Here is a 17170-nt window from a genome sequence, read left to right on the forward strand (position 1 = left end):
GTTACTGAGCCTTGGTCACAGTGGCCGTCGCAGGTTTGGCCGCTGGCTTCTTCGCCGTCTCGGCTTTCTTCACCGGAGTCTTGGCCGGGGCCTTTTTCGTTTCGGTCTTGGCTGGGGCGGCCTTGGCCGGTGCCTTCTTCGCAGGCTCGGTTTTCACCGGTGCCGCAGGCTTCGGTGGTTCGACCGGTGCCGGTGCAGCAACCGGTGCTGAAACAGGTGCCGGAGTTGCCGGTGCTACCGGTTCAGGTGCCTTGACTGGCTCTGGTTTCTTCTCGTCATCCGAGCCGCCGAACAGGTTGCTGAAGAAATTGCCTTTCTTCGCCACCACCGCACCAGCGCCCGCCGCTGCGGCGGCCGGACCCACTTTCGCCGGTTCGAACGACTTGCCCGCTGCCAGGTCTTCAACCTGGCTGGCCGCACGCTGACCGGTGCGCAGCGCGCCTTCCAGGGTGCCTGGGTACAGGGTGTCGGTGTGTTCGCCAGCGAAGGCTACGCGCTGAATCGGGCGCTCCCACAGGCGCCAGAACTTGCTGATCTGGCCCGGGCCGAAGGCCAGGTAGGCACCGCCAGTCGACGGGTCGGTGCTATAGCGACGGATTTCATAACCGGTGAACGAACCACGGGCCTGTGGATAAAAAGCGTGCAGGCGAATCAGCACCTGATCGGCCATCTGCTTGTCGCCGAACGCCTGCATGACGCGGGCGTTGTCGCCGGACAGGTTGATCACCACGTTGGCACCGCCCTTCAGGGCAGGCTCGACCCACAACATCCCCAGGCCGGTGTTGCTGTAGATCTCGCCGGACATGCGCGCCTTGCTTTCCCACACCGGCGTCTTGAACTTGAGCATGATCTGGTCGCGCCAACCGTAGTTGGTACCCTTGATCGCCGCCAGGTGCTGGGCGTCCAGCGCCGGGGTCATCTGGATCTTGTTCAGGGCGCGCAGTGGCACGGCCAGCACGGCGTAGTCAGCCTTATAACTGACGTTGTCGACTTTGACGGTCACACCATCCTTGTCCTGGATGATCGCCGAGACCGGGGAGCTGGTCTTGATGGTTTTCAGCTGCTTGACCAGGGCCTGGGCCAGCACCGGGCTGCCACCGACCAGGCGCGATGCACGCAGGTCACGATCGGAGACACCACGGTAAACGCGGCTCTGCTGTGCGAAGTACAGCAGCGACAGGCGCGAAGGTTCATCGTAGCGGGTACGAATCTGCTGGTTGATCAACTGGCGAGCGGTGGCCGGCAGGTTCTGCTTGTCGAGCCAGCTCGACACGTTGATCTGATCCAGCGCGTGCAGGGTGTTGTTGGCGGCCGGGTTCAGCGGGTCGTCGATCGAGCGCGCCAGATCGTCCACGGTCTTGTCGAAACGCTTGAGCGCCTCGGCGGTGGCTGGCTGCTTGGTCGCCAGATCGGCGGCGGAGAAATACTCGCCATCGATCAGGTAGCTTGGGGTCCGCACGAATTCAGGGGCCGGCGTGGTGCTCAGCTTGAAGTTCGAGACGTACTTGTTCAGCACCGGCTGAGCTTTGTCATTGCCGATCCACTCACTGGTGGCCATGCCGGAACGACCGCCCAGGCTAGATCTGGCTTCCAGCAGAGTGACCTGCCAGCCCTTGTTCTGCAGCTCGTATGCGGCAGTCAGGCCCGACAGGCCGCCGCCGATCACGATCGCGGTTTTATCCTTGGCCAGCGCAGACACGCTGAACAGCCCCAACATCACCAGCGCACAGGCGCGCAGCCAACCGACAGACATTCAGCGAACTCCGGAATTACACGAGGAAAACAGTAGTTTTTGCGAGCCAGACGGCTCAAGAGCCGCGAAGGATACGTCAGCCTTCAGACGCCCGCCAGCAACGTCTATCGGCCTGGATAAAGTAGCTGATTCGACACAATGGGTTGTCCCCGTGGCACGCATTGCATAGGCTTGCGCGATTGTTTGTCCGCGCTGGTCACGGACCGCCTCCAGGAGAGTGAAAATGGGCCTGAATAATCAGTGGATGCAACGCGATCTCGCCGTGCTGTGGCATCCCTGCACCCAGATGAAAGATCACGAACAACTGCCGCTGATCCCGATCAAGCGCGGGGAAGGCGTGTGGCTGGAAGACTTCGAAGGCAAACGCTACCTCGATGCGGTCAGCTCCTGGTGGGTCAATGTGTTCGGACACGCCAACCCGCGGATCAACCAGCGCATCAAGGACCAGGTCGACCAGCTCGAACATGTGATCCTGGCCGGCTTCAGTCATCAACCGGTGATCGAGTTGTCCGAGCGTCTGGTGAAGATGACGCCGGAAGGCCTGACCCGGTGCTTCTACGCCGATAACGGCTCGTCCTGCATCGAAGTCGCGCTGAAAATGAGCTTTCACTACTGGCTCAATCGCGGTCAGCCGAACAAGAAGCGCTTCGTCACTCTGACCAACAGCTACCACGGCGAAACCATGGCGGCGATGTCGGTGGGTGACGTGCCGCTGTTCACCGAGACCTACAAAGCGCTGTTGATGGACACCATCAAGGTGCCGAGCCCGGATTGCTACCTGCGCCCCGAGGGCATGAGCTGGGAAGAGCATTCGCGCAATATGTTCGCGGCCATGGAGCAGACCCTGGCCGAAAACCACGACACGGTCGCGGCGGTGATCGTCGAGCCGCTGATCCAGGGCGCCGGTGGCATGCGCATGTACCACCCGGTGTACCTCAAATTGCTGCGAGAAGCCTGCGACCGCTACGGCGTGCACCTGATCCACGACGAAATCGCCGTCGGCTTCGGCCGCACCGGGACGATGTTCGCCTGCGAACAGGCCGGCATCCGCCCTGATTTCCTGTGCCTTTCCAAAGCCCTGACCGGCGGCTATCTGCCGCTGGCGGCGTGCATGACCACCGACGAGGTCTACAGCGCCTTCTACGACGACTACCCGACCCTGCGCGCCTTCCTGCACTCCCACAGCTACACCGGCAACCCGCTGGCGTGCGCGGCGGCCCTGGCGACCCTGGACATCTTCGAAGAAGACAACGTCATCGAGAACAACAAGGCCCTGGCGCAGCGCATGGCTACGTCGACGGCGCATCTGGTCGACCACCCGAACGTGTCCGAAGTGCGCCAGACGGGCATGGTGCTGGCCATCGAGATGGTCAAGGACAAGGCCAGCAAAGAGGCTTGGCCATGGCAGGAACGTCGCGGCCTGAAGGTGTTCCAGCACGCCCTGGAGCGCGGTGCCTTACTGCGTCCATTGGGTAGCGTGGTGTATTTCCTGCCGCCGTATGTGATCACCCCGGAGCAGATCGACTTCCTTGCCGAAGTGGCCAGCGAAGGGATCGACATCGCGACCCGTGACAGCGTCAGCGTGGCGGTGCCGAAGGACTTCCACCCGGGGTTCCGTGATCCGGGCTAAGTCGCTCGGTTGAGATTCTGTGGTGTCCGGGCCGGCGTCTTCGCGAGCAAGCCCGCTCCCACAGGGTATGCGCTGTCAACTGTGGGAGCGGGCTTGCTCGCGAATGAAGGCGACACCGATTCCACTGATTCACATTTTTCCAGAGATCCAGCATGAGACTGTCCCGTTTCTTCATCGACGCCCCCCTGAGCATCGGCGAGCACGAGTTGCCCGAAGCCCAGGCCCACTACATCAGCCGCGTGCTGCGCATGGCCGAGGGCGATGCGTTGCAGTTGTTCGACGGTTCGGGCCAGGAGTTTCGCGCCAGGCTGGTCGACGTCGGCAAAAAGCGCGTCGTGGTGCAGATCGATGAAAGCTTCGCCGGGCAGATCGAGTCGCCGCTGCAAATCCATCTCGGCCAGGGCCTGTCCCGGGGTGAACGCATGGACTGGGCGATCCAGAAAGCCACGGAACTGGGCGTCACTGAAATCACCCCGATCTTCACCGAGCGCTGCGAAGTCCGACTCAAGGACGAGCGCGCCGACAAACGCCTGCTGCACTGGCGCCAGGTGGCGATCAGCGCATGCGAACAGTGCGGGCGTTCAAGGGTGCCGGTGATTCATCCGCCGCTGTTGCTGACTGACTGGTTGAAGCAGACACAAGCTGATTTGAAACTGGTGCTGCACCCGGTGGCCGAACCGTTGGTGAGCCACGCCAAACCTTCAAATCTGGCATTCCTGATCGGCCCGGAGGGTGGTTTGTCCGATGCCGAAGTCGATCAGGCCAAGGCCGGCGGCTTCCACGCCGCCCGCCTCGGTCCACGGGTGTTGCGCACCGAAACCGCGCCGGTTGTTGCACTGGCGGTGGCCCAGCAACTCTGGGGTGATTTCTAGTGCCTCTTCGCGAGCAAGCCCGCTCCCACAGGGGAATGCGTTCCAATGTGGGAGCGGGCTTGCTCGCGAATGGCCGCGACACGGTCTAGAGGCCGATCTGGCTGCTACTGCACCGGATCACTCACCGGTTTGGCAATGATCGCCTTGAGTTCGCTGGTCATCGGGAACTCAAGGTTCAAACCCTTCGGCGGGATCGGCTGCTCGAACCAGCGTTTGTAGATGCCATTGATCTCGCCCGAGCTGTACAGATCCGCCAACGCGCCGTTGACCAGCGCCAGGAACTGCGGATCGTCCTTGCGCACCATGCAGCTGTAGATCTCCCGCGATTGCTCCTCCCCGACCACCACCCACTTGTGCGGGTCATTGGCCTTGGCGCGCTCACCGTAGAGCAGCGCGTCGTCCATGTAGAACGCCGCCGCCCGGCCCGACTGCAGCATCTGGAAGGCTTCGCCGTGGTCCTTGGCGCTGATCACGAACATGTCGATCTTGTGATCGACGTTGTAGCTTTTCAGGAAGCGCTCGTTGGTGGTGCCGGCGGTAGTCACCACGTTCTTGCCGCGCAGGTCAGCGAAGTTCTTGATCCCGCTGTCCTTCGCGGTCAGCAACTGGCCTTTGACATAGATGAAGCCATAGGAGAACGCCACCTGCTTCTGCCGTTCGGCGGTCACGCCGGTGGAGCCGCACTCCAGGTCCACGGTGCCGTTCTGCACCAGTGGAATGCGGGTCTGCGAGGTCACCAGGTTGTACTTCACCTTCAGGTCCGGCAGCGCCAGTTGCTGCTGGATGCGCTCGACGATCTTGCCCGCCAGATCCACCGAGTAACCCATCGGCTTGCCGCTGTGATCACCCACGTAGGAGAACGGCACCGAAGCATCGCGATAGCCCAGGGTGATGCTGTTGGCGCTGGCGATCTTGCTCAGGGTGCCGGTCAGCGGCGCTTCATTGGCCTGAACCTGACTGCCGAGCAACAGGCCAAGCGTACAAGCGAGCAACGTGATTTTTTGCATTGTTATTCTCCGTTGTGGGTGTTGGTTTATCAGACGCGTGCAGCGATGACGGTGATTTCCACCAGCACCTGCGGGCGGGCCAGTTCGGCCTGCACGGTGGTGCGGCTCGGTGCCTGCCCCGGCGATAGCCAGGCCGACCAGACCTCGTTCATCGCGGCGAAATCCTCTGTGATGTTCTTCAGGTAAATGGTCGCGCTGAGCAGATGATCCTTGTCGCTGCCCGCCTCCGCCAGCAAGGTATCGATTTTCGCCAGCACTTCGCGGGTCTGGCCGGTGGCATCCAGGGCATCGCCCGGCACCTGCCCGGAGAGAAACACCAGGTCGCCAAAGGTCACGGCGCCAGACAGGCGCGGGTTGCTGTGCAGTCGGGTAATGGTCATTGCAGTGTCCTCTTCTGAAATCAGTATTCAGGCGGCCCGGTGGCTGAAACCCTGAAGGTCAATGGAAGGCCGGCGCTCGCCGATCAGCTCGCTGAGCAAGCGTCCGCTGCCGCATGCCAGGGTGAAACCCAGCGCGCCGTGGCCGAGGTTGAGCCACAGGTTGCGATACGCCGTCGCGCCCAGTAGCGGCACGCCGCTGGGGGTGGCCGGGCGCATGCCGGCCCACTCGACGGCTTCGTCATAGGCGCCGGCATTTGGAAAGGTGTCATGGGCCTGACGCTTGATCAGCGCCAGACGCTTGGGGTCCAAAGCAGGGTCGAAGCCGACGATGTCGACCATCGCCGCCACTCGCAATTGCTTACCGATGCGGGCGTAGACAATCTTGCGGTCATAGTCGGTGATGCTCACGTCCGGTGCCCGGTGACCGGCGCCGATCGGCACGGTCAGACTGTAGCCCTTGAGCGGATAAAGCGGCAGTTGCAGCCCGGGTAGCGCCAACAACGGACTGCGGTGACCGGCAGCGATCACCAGTTGATCGACCGACAGCAATTGCCCGCCCAGTTCGATGGCGTTGACACTGCCGTTGCTGTGGCGAATGCCGGTCACCGCTTGCCCGAGACGAAACTCGCAACGGCCGGACGCTTGCAGCCGGGCGGCCAGTTGCTGGCAGAAGCCGTGGCAGTCACCAACCTCTTCGTCCGGGGTGTAGATCGCCCCGACAAAGGGCGCATCGATCAGCGCCGGTTCCAGTTGCGCGCATTCGGCCGGCGACAACACTTGCTGTTGCTGCGGGTCGGCCAAGCCTTGGCGCGCATGCTCGAAGCTGCTGTTCTGGCGGAAAGTCACCAGTTTGCCATTGCGCCGCCACTGGAATCCCGCCAGTCCATCATCCTCGCGCCAGGACTTCAATGTGTCCTGGCTGAACAACGCCAGGCGCAGCAAGTGCGCGGCGTTCTCGCGGTTGACCGAGCGGCGGCAGGCGCCGAGGAACGACGCCATCCAGCGCCACTGGGCCGGGTCGAAGCGCGGGCGCAGCTTCAGCGGTGAGTCGCCGCGCAACATCCAGCCGATGGCTTGCAAAGGCACACCGGCGTCGGCCAGGGGGGCGACATAGCGATAGGACAACTGGCCACCGTTGGCGAAGCTGGTTTCGCTGCCCAGCGAGTCCCGCGCCTCGACCACCGTCACCTCAAAGCCGTCGCGCACCAGCGCATAGGCCGTTGCCAGGCCAATCACGCCGCCACCGATGATGCACACACGCTGAGCCATGTCCGTCCTTAAAACCGTTGTGAAGACGACACCGAGGTTAGAGCCAGGTGACAGACCTTGAACAATGCATAAAGATGGCAAACCCATAAACAAAGGTTATGGACTTGCCATGCGCCTTCGCCATATCGAGATTTTCCAGGCCATCCGCCAGACCGGCTCAATCAGCGCCGCCGCGCAATTGCTGCATGTCTCGCAGCCGGCGGTGAGCAAGGTGTTGCAGCACGCCGAGCAACAATTGGGCTTCCCGTTGTTCCTGCGGGTGCGCGGCAAGTTGCAGGCGACCCCGGAAGCGCTGGAGCTGGAGCGCGAAGTGGACAAGGTCAGCGAAAGCCTGCAAGGCGTACGACGCCTGGCGCAGAGCCTGCGCCGCGAGCCTGGCCACAGCCTGCGCATCGGTGCCACTCCGGCGCTGGCCCTGTCATTGCTGCCGCCGGCCATTCACGAATGGACCGGGCGTTACCCGGACATCGTTTGCGAACTTTCCAGCGCCCACAGTCGCGAACTGGTGCAGAACCTGTTGATGCGCGAAGTGGATGTCGCCCTGACCCTGCAACGCCCGGATCACCCGGGGCTCAAGGCCCAGGCGCTGGCGTCCGGCGTGCTGGTGGCACTGGCGCCGAGTGGTTACTGGCCTCAGGAAGATGCAGGCAAACCGTTGCCTCTGATGGCGCTGGCGGATGCGCCGCTGATCGGTTTATCCAGCGCCGATCCGCTGGCCGCGCGGCTCGACAGTTACCTGGAAGCGGTCGAACCCCCGCCCCGGGTACGCATCGCCGTGCAAACCTACTCACTGGCACGGGCGATGGTGGAATCTGGCGCGGGCCTGGCGGTGATCGATCCGTTCACCGCCCTTGGCGCCTCTCCCGCCACCACAACGATCCGCCCTCTGGCACCGCCGTTACCCATCACCCTGTACGCAGTGACACGCGCCGCCGAACCGCCGCCCCACACCTTGAACGATCTGTTGCAGGTATTCAGCCGTCGAGCCCGGGAGCAGTTGGATCGCCTGGTCCCGGTACAGCCTTAAAGGACATAAAACAAAATCGCCACAAAGTGCAGCAAACTCCCGGCGATCACGAACAGATGCCAGATCCCGTGGGCATGGCGCAGGCGATGATCGAGGGCAAAAAAGATAATCCCCACGGTGTACAACACGCCGCCCGATGCCAGCCACGCAAACCCGGCGCTGCCCAGCGCCGCGAGCAGCGGCTTGACCGCCACCAGTACAATCCAGCCCATCACCGCATAAATCACGATCGACAGAATCCGCGCTTCCGAACGCGGCTTTATCTCTTGCAGGATGCCGATCAGCGCCAGTCCCCAGACAATCCCGAACAACGTCCAGCCCCACGGCCCGCGCAGGGTCACCAGACAGAACGGCGTGTAGCTGCCGGCGATCAACAGGTAGATCGAAAAGTGATCGACCTTCTGCATGATCGCTTTCTTGCGCCCGCGCACGCTGTGGTACACGGTCGAAGAGCTGTAGAGCACCAGCAAGGTAAAGGCGTAGATCGCCATGCTGACAATCTTCCACGGACTGCCGTCGAGACTGGCCAGCACAATCAGCCACACCCCGCCGATAAACGCCGCCACGGCCCCGACAAGATGCGTCCAGGCGTTCAGTCTTTCCCCGTGATACATGCGTTGCTCACCTCGAAATTCGTTACCGCAGAGCGCAAGGCTCAGGCTTGAAGCGTAAAAGCGCAATGTTTCTGTACGACGGGCCCGGAGTAATTGGGCACAATCGAGTCATTCCAAAAAGAGTCCGCCCCATGCTGATCGATGAAGAGTTGACCCTGAAAAAACTCGAGGTGTTCCTGGCTTTCATGCGCACCGGCAACCTGGCGCGGGCCGCTGCCGAGTTGCAGACCAGTAACGTCAGCGTGCATCGGGCGATCCATTCCCTGGAAAGCGCCCTGCGCTGCCCCCTGTTCAAGCACGAAGGCCGCAGCCTGACGCCGCTGGAAAGCGCTTATGTGCTGGAAGAGCGGGCGCAGAAGCTGATTCAGGATGTCGTCGAAAGCGTGCGCCTGACCCGCGAAGCCGCCGGGTTCTCCGCCGAACGTTTCAAGCTGGGCTCGCTGTATTCACTGACGGTCAAGACCGTGCCGCAACTGATCATGGGTTTGAAGATCCGCCGCAGCGAGCTCAACATCGACCTGATTCTGGGCTCCAACATCGACCTGCTCTACAAGCTCAAGAACATGGAAGTCGATGCGGCCCTGGTGTCGCTGGACGACAGTGTCAACGACCCGGATTGCGAGCAGATCCCGCTGTTTTCCGACGACATCTTCCTCGCAACCCCCGCCGACTCGAAGTTTGCCCAGCGAACCGAAGTCGACCTGGCCGAGGTCCGCGACGAAACCTTCATCACCCTGACCCAGGGCTTCGCCACCCATCAGGACGGCAAGCGGGTATTCGAGCAGGCAGGGTTCGAACCGAAGGTGGCGATGCAGGTCAACGACATCTTCACCCTGCTGAGCATGGTCAGTTCGGGCGTGGGTTATGCGTTGCTGCCGGGGCGGATTGCGGCGGTGTACGAGAACCGGGTGAAGCTGATCCCGTTGCAGGAAAAGTACCGGTTGCAGCAGCACATTGGCGTGGTGTTCCTCAAAGCCAAGGAGCGTGATCCGAATCTGCTGGCGTTGCTGGCGGAGTGTCGGATGTATGCCAATCGGCAGGCTTGAAACCGTGTCGAGCCCTTCGCGAGCAAGCCCGCTCCCACATTCGACCGCATTCCAAATGTGGGAGCGGGCTTGCTCGCGAAAGCGTCGGACCCGACAACTCAGCCCCTGAACCTAGCCGACAATCCCGCGAACAATGAAGTACAACAACGAAGGCCCCAGCAAGCAGCCCAACCCGGTGTGGAATGTCGCGGTCAGCGCGCCATAAGGCACCAGACGCCGATCCGTCGCCGCCAAACCGGCAGTCACGCCACTGACCGTCCCGGCCAGCCCACCGAACACCATCGCCGAGCGCGGATTGTCCAGGCCCATCCAGCGCGCCGCCATCGGCGTGCCGACCATCACCAGAATCGCCTTGATCAGACCGGTGGCAATCGACAGCGCCACCACATCGGAACTGGCGCCAATGGCCGCGCCGGTCACCGGCCCGACAATGTAGGTCACCGCACCGGCGCCGATGGTGGTCATGCTCACCGCATCGCGGTAGCCGAAGACCCAGGCCATGCACGCGCCGACAATAAACGGCAGCACTGTGCCCAACAGCAGCGCGATCACACCGATCAAGCCGGCCTTTTTCGCTTCCGTGGCCTGCACCTCGAAGGCCGTGGCGACGATGGCGAAGTCCCGCAGCATGGCGCCGCCCATCAGCCCGATGCCGGAAAACAGGGTCAGGTCCGCCAGGCCTTTTTGACCGCCGGTCATCGTGCCGCCGACCCAGGCCAGTACCAGGCCGATGACGATGGCAATCGCCGAGCCGTGGATACGCCCGAAGGTCAGGCGTTTGGAGATCACTACCGACACCCACATGATCACGCCGACAAAGGCGAATGCGGTGACCAGACCGTTGTGTTCCAGACCGTTCTTGATGAGTTCCCACATATCAGCGACCTCCTGCCGGTGCGCCAACCGCCGTTACATCCACCGGTTCATCGGGCAAGGGTTCGCCTCTATGGGTCCGGCTGATCAGGGCAATGGTGCAGCCGCAGATCACCACCGAACCGATCGCTGCCAACACCGCCACCGGACCACCATGCAGCGCCGTGACCACGTTTTGTTGTGCCGCCATCGCCACCACCACCGGGATGTACATCGCGCCCCAGAAGCCGACGCCCATCTCGCAATCCTTGGTCATGCCGCCACGCTTGTGCATCCACAACCGTGCGCAAATCAGCAGGATCATCGCGATCCCGACACCGCCGACGTTTGACTTCACACCCAGCAACACCCCGAGCATGTCCCCCATGATCACCCCTGCCAGCGTACAGATCGCCAACAGCGCCACACCGTAAATAATCATTGCTGTAGTCCTCAAAGTGCATTTCGAATGTTGTTTTTGTTGTGCGAAGCCTTAAGTCAGATGATCTAAAGGTGGCGGCTTCCCTCCTCACGCATCAGCGCCTGCAAGGTGTCGAGCCGTGCACCGTCGAAGGCAATCACGGTGCCCTGCTCGAACACCCGGCGCGCCAGTCCGGTCAGCACCGCACCGGGCGGCAGTTCGATCTGTAGACGTACGCCGCGCTCGTAGGCGCTTTGTACCGTGCCGCGCCAATCGACGATGCGGCACATGTTGAAGGCCAGGTCGTCACGCAAGGCTTCAGGCTTGATCAGCGGACGCGCGCGACTGCCGCTCAGGTAGCCCATCTTCGGGGTGTGCAGCGGCACCTTGGCGAAGGCTTCGGCCAACCGTTGCGCGGGCGCCTCAAGCAATGGGCAGTGGGACGGCACGCTCACTGCCAGACGCTTGGCCAAGCCCGCTCCGCAACCTTTCGCCAACCCGGCCACCGCTTTCATCGCCGCGTCGCTACCGGCAATCACCACCTGGTTATCGGCGTTGATATTGGCCAGATAAACCGGCATTTCTGCGCTGTGCACCCGGGCCAGTAATCCTTCCACCGTGGCCAGGTCCAGACCGATGATCGCGGTCATGCCGTAGCCCTGTGGATAAGCCTGCTGCATCAGCTCACCGCGCAGGCTGACCAGATGCAGCGCATCGCTGAAACCCAAGGCACCGGCCACCACCGCTGCCGGGTAAGCGCCGATCGACAAGCCGGCCACGTAGTCGGGGGCCATGCCCAACTGGCGTGAAGCAGCGACGCCGGCGATCAGCAGGCAAAGCTGAACCGCCCTCGTCGACTGCAACGCCTCGGCAGAATCCAGCTGCGTCACATCTTCACCGAGCAGGTCGCTCGCCTCGTTCAACGTTTCCCGAGGTAAACGCGCCAGCATTCCGGGTTGTTGTGCACCCTGGCCGGGGAACACCAGCAAGCTGCTCATGCTGCTTGCTCCTGTGGATTCCACGGATCAGTCACCAGGGTGGCTTGAATGGCATTTTTCAGCAGGACTCGCGACGAAGCACCGGCCCATTCGCGCAAGGCAACGGCACCCGACGGCGCCTGCAGTTGCAGGTCCACGCGGCATACGGCTGTATCAAGAACGGCCACCAACGCCTGGGCGTCGACACGACTCAACGGACGTGGCGTACGCAGGATCAGGTCGAGGTCGCTGCCCTGGTGCAAAGCGGCAAACCCACTGGCCAACTCGAACCCGGCGCTGCCGCTGACACCCCAGACCCAGCCACTGCCATCGAGGTGCGAGCGCAGTTGCGCCAAGGCACGCAGTGCCGGGAAATCGCGCCGGCCTTGAACATGGCACAGCTCTTCCGGCTGTACCCGCCGGGTGATGGCGGCGACTTCCATCACCGCGGCAAATCGCTGTTCGCGCAATGGCCCGCGCACGCCCACGGCCACCTGCCCCGCCGCGCTCAAGGCGCGACGGACCACCACCGGCTGGCCGGCACTGATCGACTCGATCACCCACGCAGGCGCATCCGTCGGCAACTGCTGCGGGGTCATGCCCCACAGCAGGTCGTGAGCCAGTAGCGTGCTCACCACTGCGCTCTCAGCAATTGACGAACCTTGCTCGACGCCGCCCGATTGGCCGCACCCAGCCGACCGCTCAGATCACGGCCAGCGGCGGCCACATCGTCAATCGCCTGATGCAGGCACTCGGTCACCCGCGCCAGATCCGCCGCCGTCGGCTGCTCGATCTTCTCCACCGCCAAGGTTTCCCACAGCAACCCGAGGCTGGCATAGCTGTCGATGTCATAGGCCATCGGCGGCACGCTGGCAGCCAAGGCTTCGAGCTCTTCGACGCTGCGCAAGGTCACCCGCGCGGCCGACGCCTTGCCCATGGCGTGCACCATCACTCCCGGATCGCGCAGGGCGATCAAGCGATTGGCCTGATAGCCGTGAGCCAGAAACGCGCCCGACATCGCCTTGCCCACCAGCAAACCGATCACCGCATGACCGGCCAGACGGGCACGGGCATAACTGCCCGCCGCAGCGGCCAGCGCCTGATGAATGCCGAGGGCTTCCTCCCGTCGACCATAAGCCTGGCTCGGCACGTCGACGATGGCGATCAGAGCGCGCTTGCGTGCCTTGTTTTGATCGGTGGCGATGACTTCATCCACGGCCTTGGCCAGGCCCCAGCCTTCGAGCAAACCCACTTCGCCGTTACGTGCACGGACGAAGCGGTTTTCCGGGTCGGCCACCACCGCGAGGAAACGCACAGGCTGATCGCCCAGCACGGCGTCCGCGACCTTCAGCGAAGCCGGCAAACCCTCGATCGCTTTCGTTCCGGCGCTCAAGGCGTTGAACCAGTTCAAGCCTCGCAGGGAATACGAACTCATGGGCGTTCTCCTTGGTACAGATCGCGAACCACGGACGGCTCGATTTGCGGTTCGGCATCCAGACGCGCCAACCGTTGCAGGAACAACTCGGCCTGTTGGCTACGCGGTTGCGTTGGCAATCCTTGCTGGAGTAACTCACCCACCTGCTGGCGGATCTGCGCCACGTCGTCGGCAACATAACCGTCCACCAGACCACTGGCGAAGCGTTGCTCACCACCGGTCAGGCTCCAGATGAAGGGCCGGTCGCGGGAGTCGTACTCCTCGAGTCCGGCTTCCTGTTCGATCACCTGCGGGCCGTTCAGGCCGAGCCGCGCTTCCTGGGTCACCAGCAGATAGCTGCACAACCCGGCGGCAATCGACATGCCGCCAAAGCAACCGACGCTGCCCGCCACCACACCGACCACGGGTTGGTACTGCTGCAAATCGACTATCGCCGCGTGGATGTCGGCAATTGCCGCCAGGCCGAGGTTGGCTTCCTGCAAGCGCACGCCACCGGTTTCCAGCAGCAGCACGGCGCGGGTCGGGATACCGTTGCGGTTGTCTTCGGCGGCCAGTTCCAGCGCGCCGGCAATTTTTGCTCCGCCGACTTCACCGAGGCTGCCGCCCTGGAACGCGCCTTCGATGGCCGCGATCACCACCGGCAAACCATCGAGGTTGCCCTTGGCGATCACCACGCCGTCGTCGGCTTGCGGCACCACGCCCTGGCGCGATAACCACGGCGACATGATCCGTTGAAAGGGGTCGAGCAGTTCGCGGAAGGTGCCGGCATCGAGCAGGGTCTTGGCCCGTTGCCGGGCACCGAGTTCGACGAAGCTGTGCTTGTTGAGCAAAGATGCGCTGTCAGTCATGGCCGATCTCCTCGAAGCCTTGCTCCAGACGCAGGCGCACCACGCCCGGCGTCGCGCCGAAATCGTGGATATCGATATCCATGGCCGGGGGCGTCTGGCCATCGAACATCCGTGCAAACAGATGCCGCCAGCGTTGTTCGCTGCCGTTGACCGAGGTCTGCACATTGATCGTCAACTTGCCGGCCTGACCCGGTTCGATCAGCACTTCCAGATCGCCAGAGCCGACACAACCCACCAGGGTGCGACCGCGTGGCGGCTGCCCGGCGGGGAATTCAAAGGATAAGGTTTCCATCAAAACACTCCCTGGATAAGGCCGTCGCCAGACGCGATACGGTCGATGAACAGGCAGGCTGCGAGCAGGTCGGCAGCGCCACCGGGCGAGGCATTCAGCGCGATGAGTTGTTGGTCCAGCTCATGCAGGCGGCGACGTCCGCCGAGGCTGGCGCTGCCGCCCGCATCGAGCACCGCCCGGGCGCCCAGTTGCATGGTGTTCAGGCCTTCTTCACCGGCGCGGTAAAGCACGCAGGTGTCGGCCAGACTCGTCATGATCGCCAACAGTGCGTCGAGCCGGGCGTTCTGCTCGCCATGACCGGCGGCGCGGCTGCGCAGAAGTTGTGGCAGTGCACGTTGGGTCACCGCCGGAAAACCCAGTTGCGCTTCTTCACGGGCGCCGCGAGCGCCGTAGCGTTGGGCGACTTGCGCACCGTGACTGAGCGGACGTGGCGCAAAACGGTCGTCGAGCAGGGCCAGCCGCGCCGCCCGTAACGCCACGCTATTTGCACTGCACGATTGAGGCTCCAGCGCCACGGCAGCGACCAACAGGCCCAAGGCCCAGATCGCCCCGCGATGGGTGTTCACCCCGCCGGTAGTGTCGAGCATGGCTTGCTCACCTTCGCGACCGATGCGGCCCACGGCTTCGCGCAGGGGCAAGCCGATCTCGCCGAACTCGATGGCGACTTCCGCCATTTCTTTAAAGGCCGGCCACAAGGACAGCGCCGAGGCGTGCATCAGCCCCAGATGCAAATCGGTGTGGGCGCCATTGCCGCGACGGTCGACCAGTGCCGGTTTCGGCGACAGATCAGCCTCGTCGATCAGCGCATCCACTGCCAGGTCCGCCAGCCGTTCGGCCAGGCTCAGGCTTTTTGGTTGCAGGTTAAGTGCGTGCATTACCAGCTCCTGAACTTGGCGGGCGGGTTGTAGAGGCCACCGGACCACTCAACCAGATCGGCCACGCTTTTCGCCGCGAGCAGTTCGCGGGTGGCGTCGGTGCGGCGGATGCCGAGGTCTTCGGGCAAGGCGATCAGGCCTTCGCGGCGCATGCGCGCGGTGTCTTTGGGGTTGTGGCGCAGGCCGATGGCGGTCACCCCGGCGACGGCGGCGATCATCGCCTGGCGTTCTTCCAGTGAGCGCGCCTTGTACAGGTAGGCGATGCCTTCTTCGGTCAACAAGTGGGTGACGTCGTCGCCGTAGACCATGATCGGCGCCAGTGGCATGCCGCTTTTCTTCGCCACATCCACCGCATCGAGGGTTTCGACGAAGGTCGGTTTGCCGCCCTCCTGGAAGGTCTCGACCATCTGCACCACAAGTTTCTTGCCGCGTTCGAGCATCGGCTCGGCCACATCGGTATTGCGCATGTCGAGCCAGGCCGGCGTGCCATGGCGACGACCTCGCGGGTCGTGGCCCATGTTCGGTGCGCCGCCGAAACCAGCCAGGCGCCCGCGGGTGACGGTGGAAGAATGACCATCGCCATCGACCTGCAAAGTCGCGCCGATGAACAGGTCCACGGCGTATTGCCCGGCCAGCTGGCTGAACATCCGGTTGGAACGCAGGGAGCCGTCGCGCCCGGTAAAGAACACATCCGGCCGCGCCGCAATGTAGTTCTCCATCCCCAACTCGGTGCCAAAGCAATGCACGCTTTCGACCCAACCACTTTCAATCGCCGGGATCAGCGTCGGGTGCGGGTTGAGCGTCCAGTTGCGGCAGATCTTGCCTTTGAGGCCGAGGGATTCGCCGTAGGTCGGCAGGATCAATTCGATGGCAGCGGTGTTGAAACCGATGCCGTGGTTGAGCGACTGCACATTGTGTTTTTCGTAGATCCCGCGAATCGCCATCATCGCCATCAGCACGTGCACAGGCTTGATGTGCCGAGGGTCGCGGGTGAACAGCGGTTCGATATAGAACGGCTTGTCGGCCACCACCACGAAGTCGACCCAGGAGGCGGGGATGTCGACGCGCGGCAGGTCGCTGACGTCGTCCACCAACTGGTTGACCTGGACGATGACGATGCCGTCGCTGAAGGCCGCCGGTTCGATCAGCGCCGGGGTGTCTTCGGTGCTCGGCCCGGTGTAGATGTTGCCGGCGCGGTCGGCCATGAACCCGGCCGACAACACGACGTTGGGAATCAGGTCCACCACCAGCCGTGCGTAAAGTTCGATGTAGGTGTGGATCGCGCCGACTTCCAGCAGGCCGTCTTCAAGCAGCTGGCTGATGCGCAGGCTCTGGGTGCCGGCGAAAGAGAAGTCGAGTTTGCGGGCGATACCCCGTTCGAACAGATCCAGGTGCTCGGAGCGTCCGACGCTGGGCATGATCATGTGCAGGTCATGCAGCCTCGCGGGGTCGGCCTTGGCCAGGGAGCGCGAAAGGAAATCCGCCTGCTTCTGGTTGTTGCCTTCGAGCACCACGCGGTCGCCGGGCAGAATCAGCGCTTCAAGCGCCGCGACGATGTTGTCGGTGGGCAACACCACACCGTCGGCAAGACCTCGCACCAGCTCGAGGCGCCGCTGCTTTTCGCTGCGCCGCCGCGTCCATCGCGAGTCGGGGGATATTGTTGTTGTCATGACCACTCCACGGGTTCGCTGTCGTGGGGGTCACCTTAGGAGTGTTGGTTGGGGGTATCAATCAAGCAGAGTGGTGGATCGTTACGCTCAGGGTAATGATCGAGATCTGCGTCGTTCATGCGGGCCTCTTCGCGGGCAAGCCCGCTCCCACAGGGTTTTGTGTTCACCACAGATCAACTGTGGGAGCGGGCTTGCCCGCGAA

At 63.1% G+C, this 17170-nt stretch carries 18 protein-coding genes; 4 read left to right on the top strand and 14 right to left on the bottom strand.

The features are described 5' to 3' along the window. Position 1 precedes the first annotated feature (1 nt). Positions 2–1753: an FAD-dependent oxidoreductase gene (locus tag KGB20_RS07755; protein WP_154909916.1), complete on the bottom strand. Its 1752-nt coding sequence runs from the start codon at positions 1751–1753 to the stop codon at positions 2–4. Positions 1754–1976: 223 nt separating this feature from the next. On the opposite strand from KGB20_RS07755, the gene KGB20_RS07760 reads away from it, so the two are divergent. Then, complete coding sequence (locus KGB20_RS07760) at positions 1977–3383, top strand: adenosylmethionine--8-amino-7-oxononanoate transaminase (RefSeq protein WP_057712946.1); 1407 nt, start codon at positions 1977–1979, stop codon at positions 3381–3383. A 152-nt stretch (positions 3384–3535) separates the two neighbouring features. After that, a complete protein-coding gene (locus tag KGB20_RS07765; RefSeq protein WP_150815073.1) occupies positions 3536–4255 on the top strand; it encodes a 16S rRNA (uracil(1498)-N(3))-methyltransferase in 720 nt (239 codons plus the stop codon). A 104-nt stretch (positions 4256–4359) separates the two neighbouring features. Here the strand turns inward: KGB20_RS07765 and KGB20_RS07770 are convergent, their stop codons facing one another. The 3 genes from KGB20_RS07770 to KGB20_RS07780 are packed head-to-tail and all read right to left on the bottom strand — an operon-like array spanning position 4360 to position 6911. Next, on the bottom strand, positions 4360–5262 hold the full coding sequence (locus KGB20_RS07770) for a transporter substrate-binding domain-containing protein (RefSeq protein ID WP_090451909.1): 903 nt from the start codon (positions 5260–5262) through the stop codon (positions 4360–4362). A gap of 29 nt (positions 5263–5291) precedes the next feature. Then, positions 5292–5642, bottom strand: a complete 351-nt coding sequence (locus KGB20_RS07775) for a RidA family protein (protein WP_057712943.1) — start codon at positions 5640–5642, stop codon at positions 5292–5294. 27 nt (positions 5643–5669) lie between these two features. Next, positions 5670–6911, bottom strand: coding sequence for a D-amino acid dehydrogenase (locus KGB20_RS07780; RefSeq protein WP_154909917.1), 1242 nt, complete (start codon positions 6909–6911; stop codon positions 5670–5672). 109 nt (positions 6912–7020) lie between these two features. Between KGB20_RS07780 and KGB20_RS07785 the strand changes: the two genes are divergently transcribed. Then, complete coding sequence (locus tag KGB20_RS07785; protein WP_102672868.1) at positions 7021–7938, top strand: LysR family transcriptional regulator; 918 nt, start codon at positions 7021–7023, stop codon at positions 7936–7938. On the opposite strand, the gene trhA is transcribed toward KGB20_RS07785, so the two are convergent. Beyond that, positions 7935–8552 (bottom strand): PAQR family membrane homeostasis protein TrhA, encoded by a 618-nt coding sequence (gene trhA / locus KGB20_RS07790; protein WP_150815076.1) that lies wholly within the window; start codon positions 8550–8552, stop codon positions 7935–7937. The genes KGB20_RS07785 and trhA overlap by 4 nt on opposite strands. Before the next feature lie 131 nt (positions 8553–8683). Between trhA and KGB20_RS07795 the strand changes: the two genes are divergently transcribed. Next, positions 8684–9598: a LysR substrate-binding domain-containing protein gene (locus KGB20_RS07795; RefSeq protein WP_057712939.1), complete on the top strand. Its 915-nt coding sequence runs from the start codon at positions 8684–8686 to the stop codon at positions 9596–9598. 111 nt (positions 9599–9709) lie between these two features. Here KGB20_RS07795 and madM read toward each other — a convergent pair whose 3' ends face one another. From madM to mdcA, 9 genes are all read right to left on the bottom strand, one after another. Continuing rightward, entirely contained in the window at positions 9710–10474 is a 765-nt protein-coding gene (gene madM / locus KGB20_RS07800; protein ID WP_154909918.1) for a malonate transporter subunit MadM, read from the bottom strand. Position 10475: 1 nt separating this feature from the next. After that, complete coding sequence (gene madL, locus KGB20_RS07805; RefSeq protein WP_154909919.1) at positions 10476–10892, bottom strand: malonate transporter subunit MadL; 417 nt, start codon at positions 10890–10892, stop codon at positions 10476–10478. Between the two features lie 65 nt (positions 10893–10957). Then, the gene (gene mdcH, locus KGB20_RS07810; protein ID WP_154909920.1) at positions 10958–11869 is read right to left on the bottom strand and encodes a malonate decarboxylase subunit epsilon; all 912 of its coding nucleotides are present in this window, start codon (positions 11867–11869) and stop codon (positions 10958–10960) included. After that, positions 11866–12486 (bottom strand): malonate decarboxylase holo-ACP synthase, encoded by a 621-nt coding sequence (locus KGB20_RS07815; RefSeq protein WP_154909921.1) that lies wholly within the window; start codon positions 12484–12486, stop codon positions 11866–11868. The genes mdcH and KGB20_RS07815 overlap by 4 nt, the downstream gene beginning before the upstream one ends. Continuing rightward, a complete protein-coding gene (mdcE, locus tag KGB20_RS07820) occupies positions 12480–13283 on the bottom strand; it encodes a biotin-independent malonate decarboxylase subunit gamma (protein ID WP_154909922.1) in 804 nt (267 codons plus the stop codon). Before mdcE ends, KGB20_RS07815 begins: the two co-directional genes overlap by 7 nt. Then, positions 13280–14131 carry a biotin-independent malonate decarboxylase subunit beta gene (locus tag KGB20_RS07825; RefSeq protein WP_154909923.1) on the bottom strand — a complete coding sequence of 284 codons (852 nt, stop codon included), beginning with the start codon at positions 14129–14131 and terminating at the stop codon, positions 13280–13282. The genes mdcE and KGB20_RS07825 overlap by 4 nt, the downstream gene beginning before the upstream one ends. Beyond that, positions 14124–14423 carry a malonate decarboxylase subunit delta gene (locus tag KGB20_RS07830; RefSeq protein WP_057712932.1) on the bottom strand — a complete coding sequence of 100 codons (300 nt, stop codon included), beginning with the start codon at positions 14421–14423 and terminating at the stop codon, positions 14124–14126. The genes KGB20_RS07825 and KGB20_RS07830 overlap by 8 nt, the downstream gene beginning before the upstream one ends. Continuing rightward, positions 14423–15298: a triphosphoribosyl-dephospho-CoA synthase gene (locus KGB20_RS07835; protein ID WP_154947418.1), complete on the bottom strand. Its 876-nt coding sequence runs from the start codon at positions 15296–15298 to the stop codon at positions 14423–14425. Before KGB20_RS07835 ends, KGB20_RS07830 begins: the two co-directional genes overlap by 1 nt. Beyond that, positions 15298–16968: a malonate decarboxylase subunit alpha gene (gene mdcA / locus KGB20_RS07840; protein WP_154947419.1), complete on the bottom strand. Its 1671-nt coding sequence runs from the start codon at positions 16966–16968 to the stop codon at positions 15298–15300. Before mdcA ends, KGB20_RS07835 begins: the two co-directional genes overlap by 1 nt. Between the last annotated feature and the right edge of the window lie 202 nt (positions 16969–17170).

The sequence above is a fragment of the Pseudomonas sp. BF-R-30 genome, from assembly GCF_019956175.1.
GTDB classification, from domain to species: Bacteria; Pseudomonadota; Gammaproteobacteria; order Pseudomonadales; family Pseudomonadaceae; genus Aquipseudomonas; species Aquipseudomonas jessenii.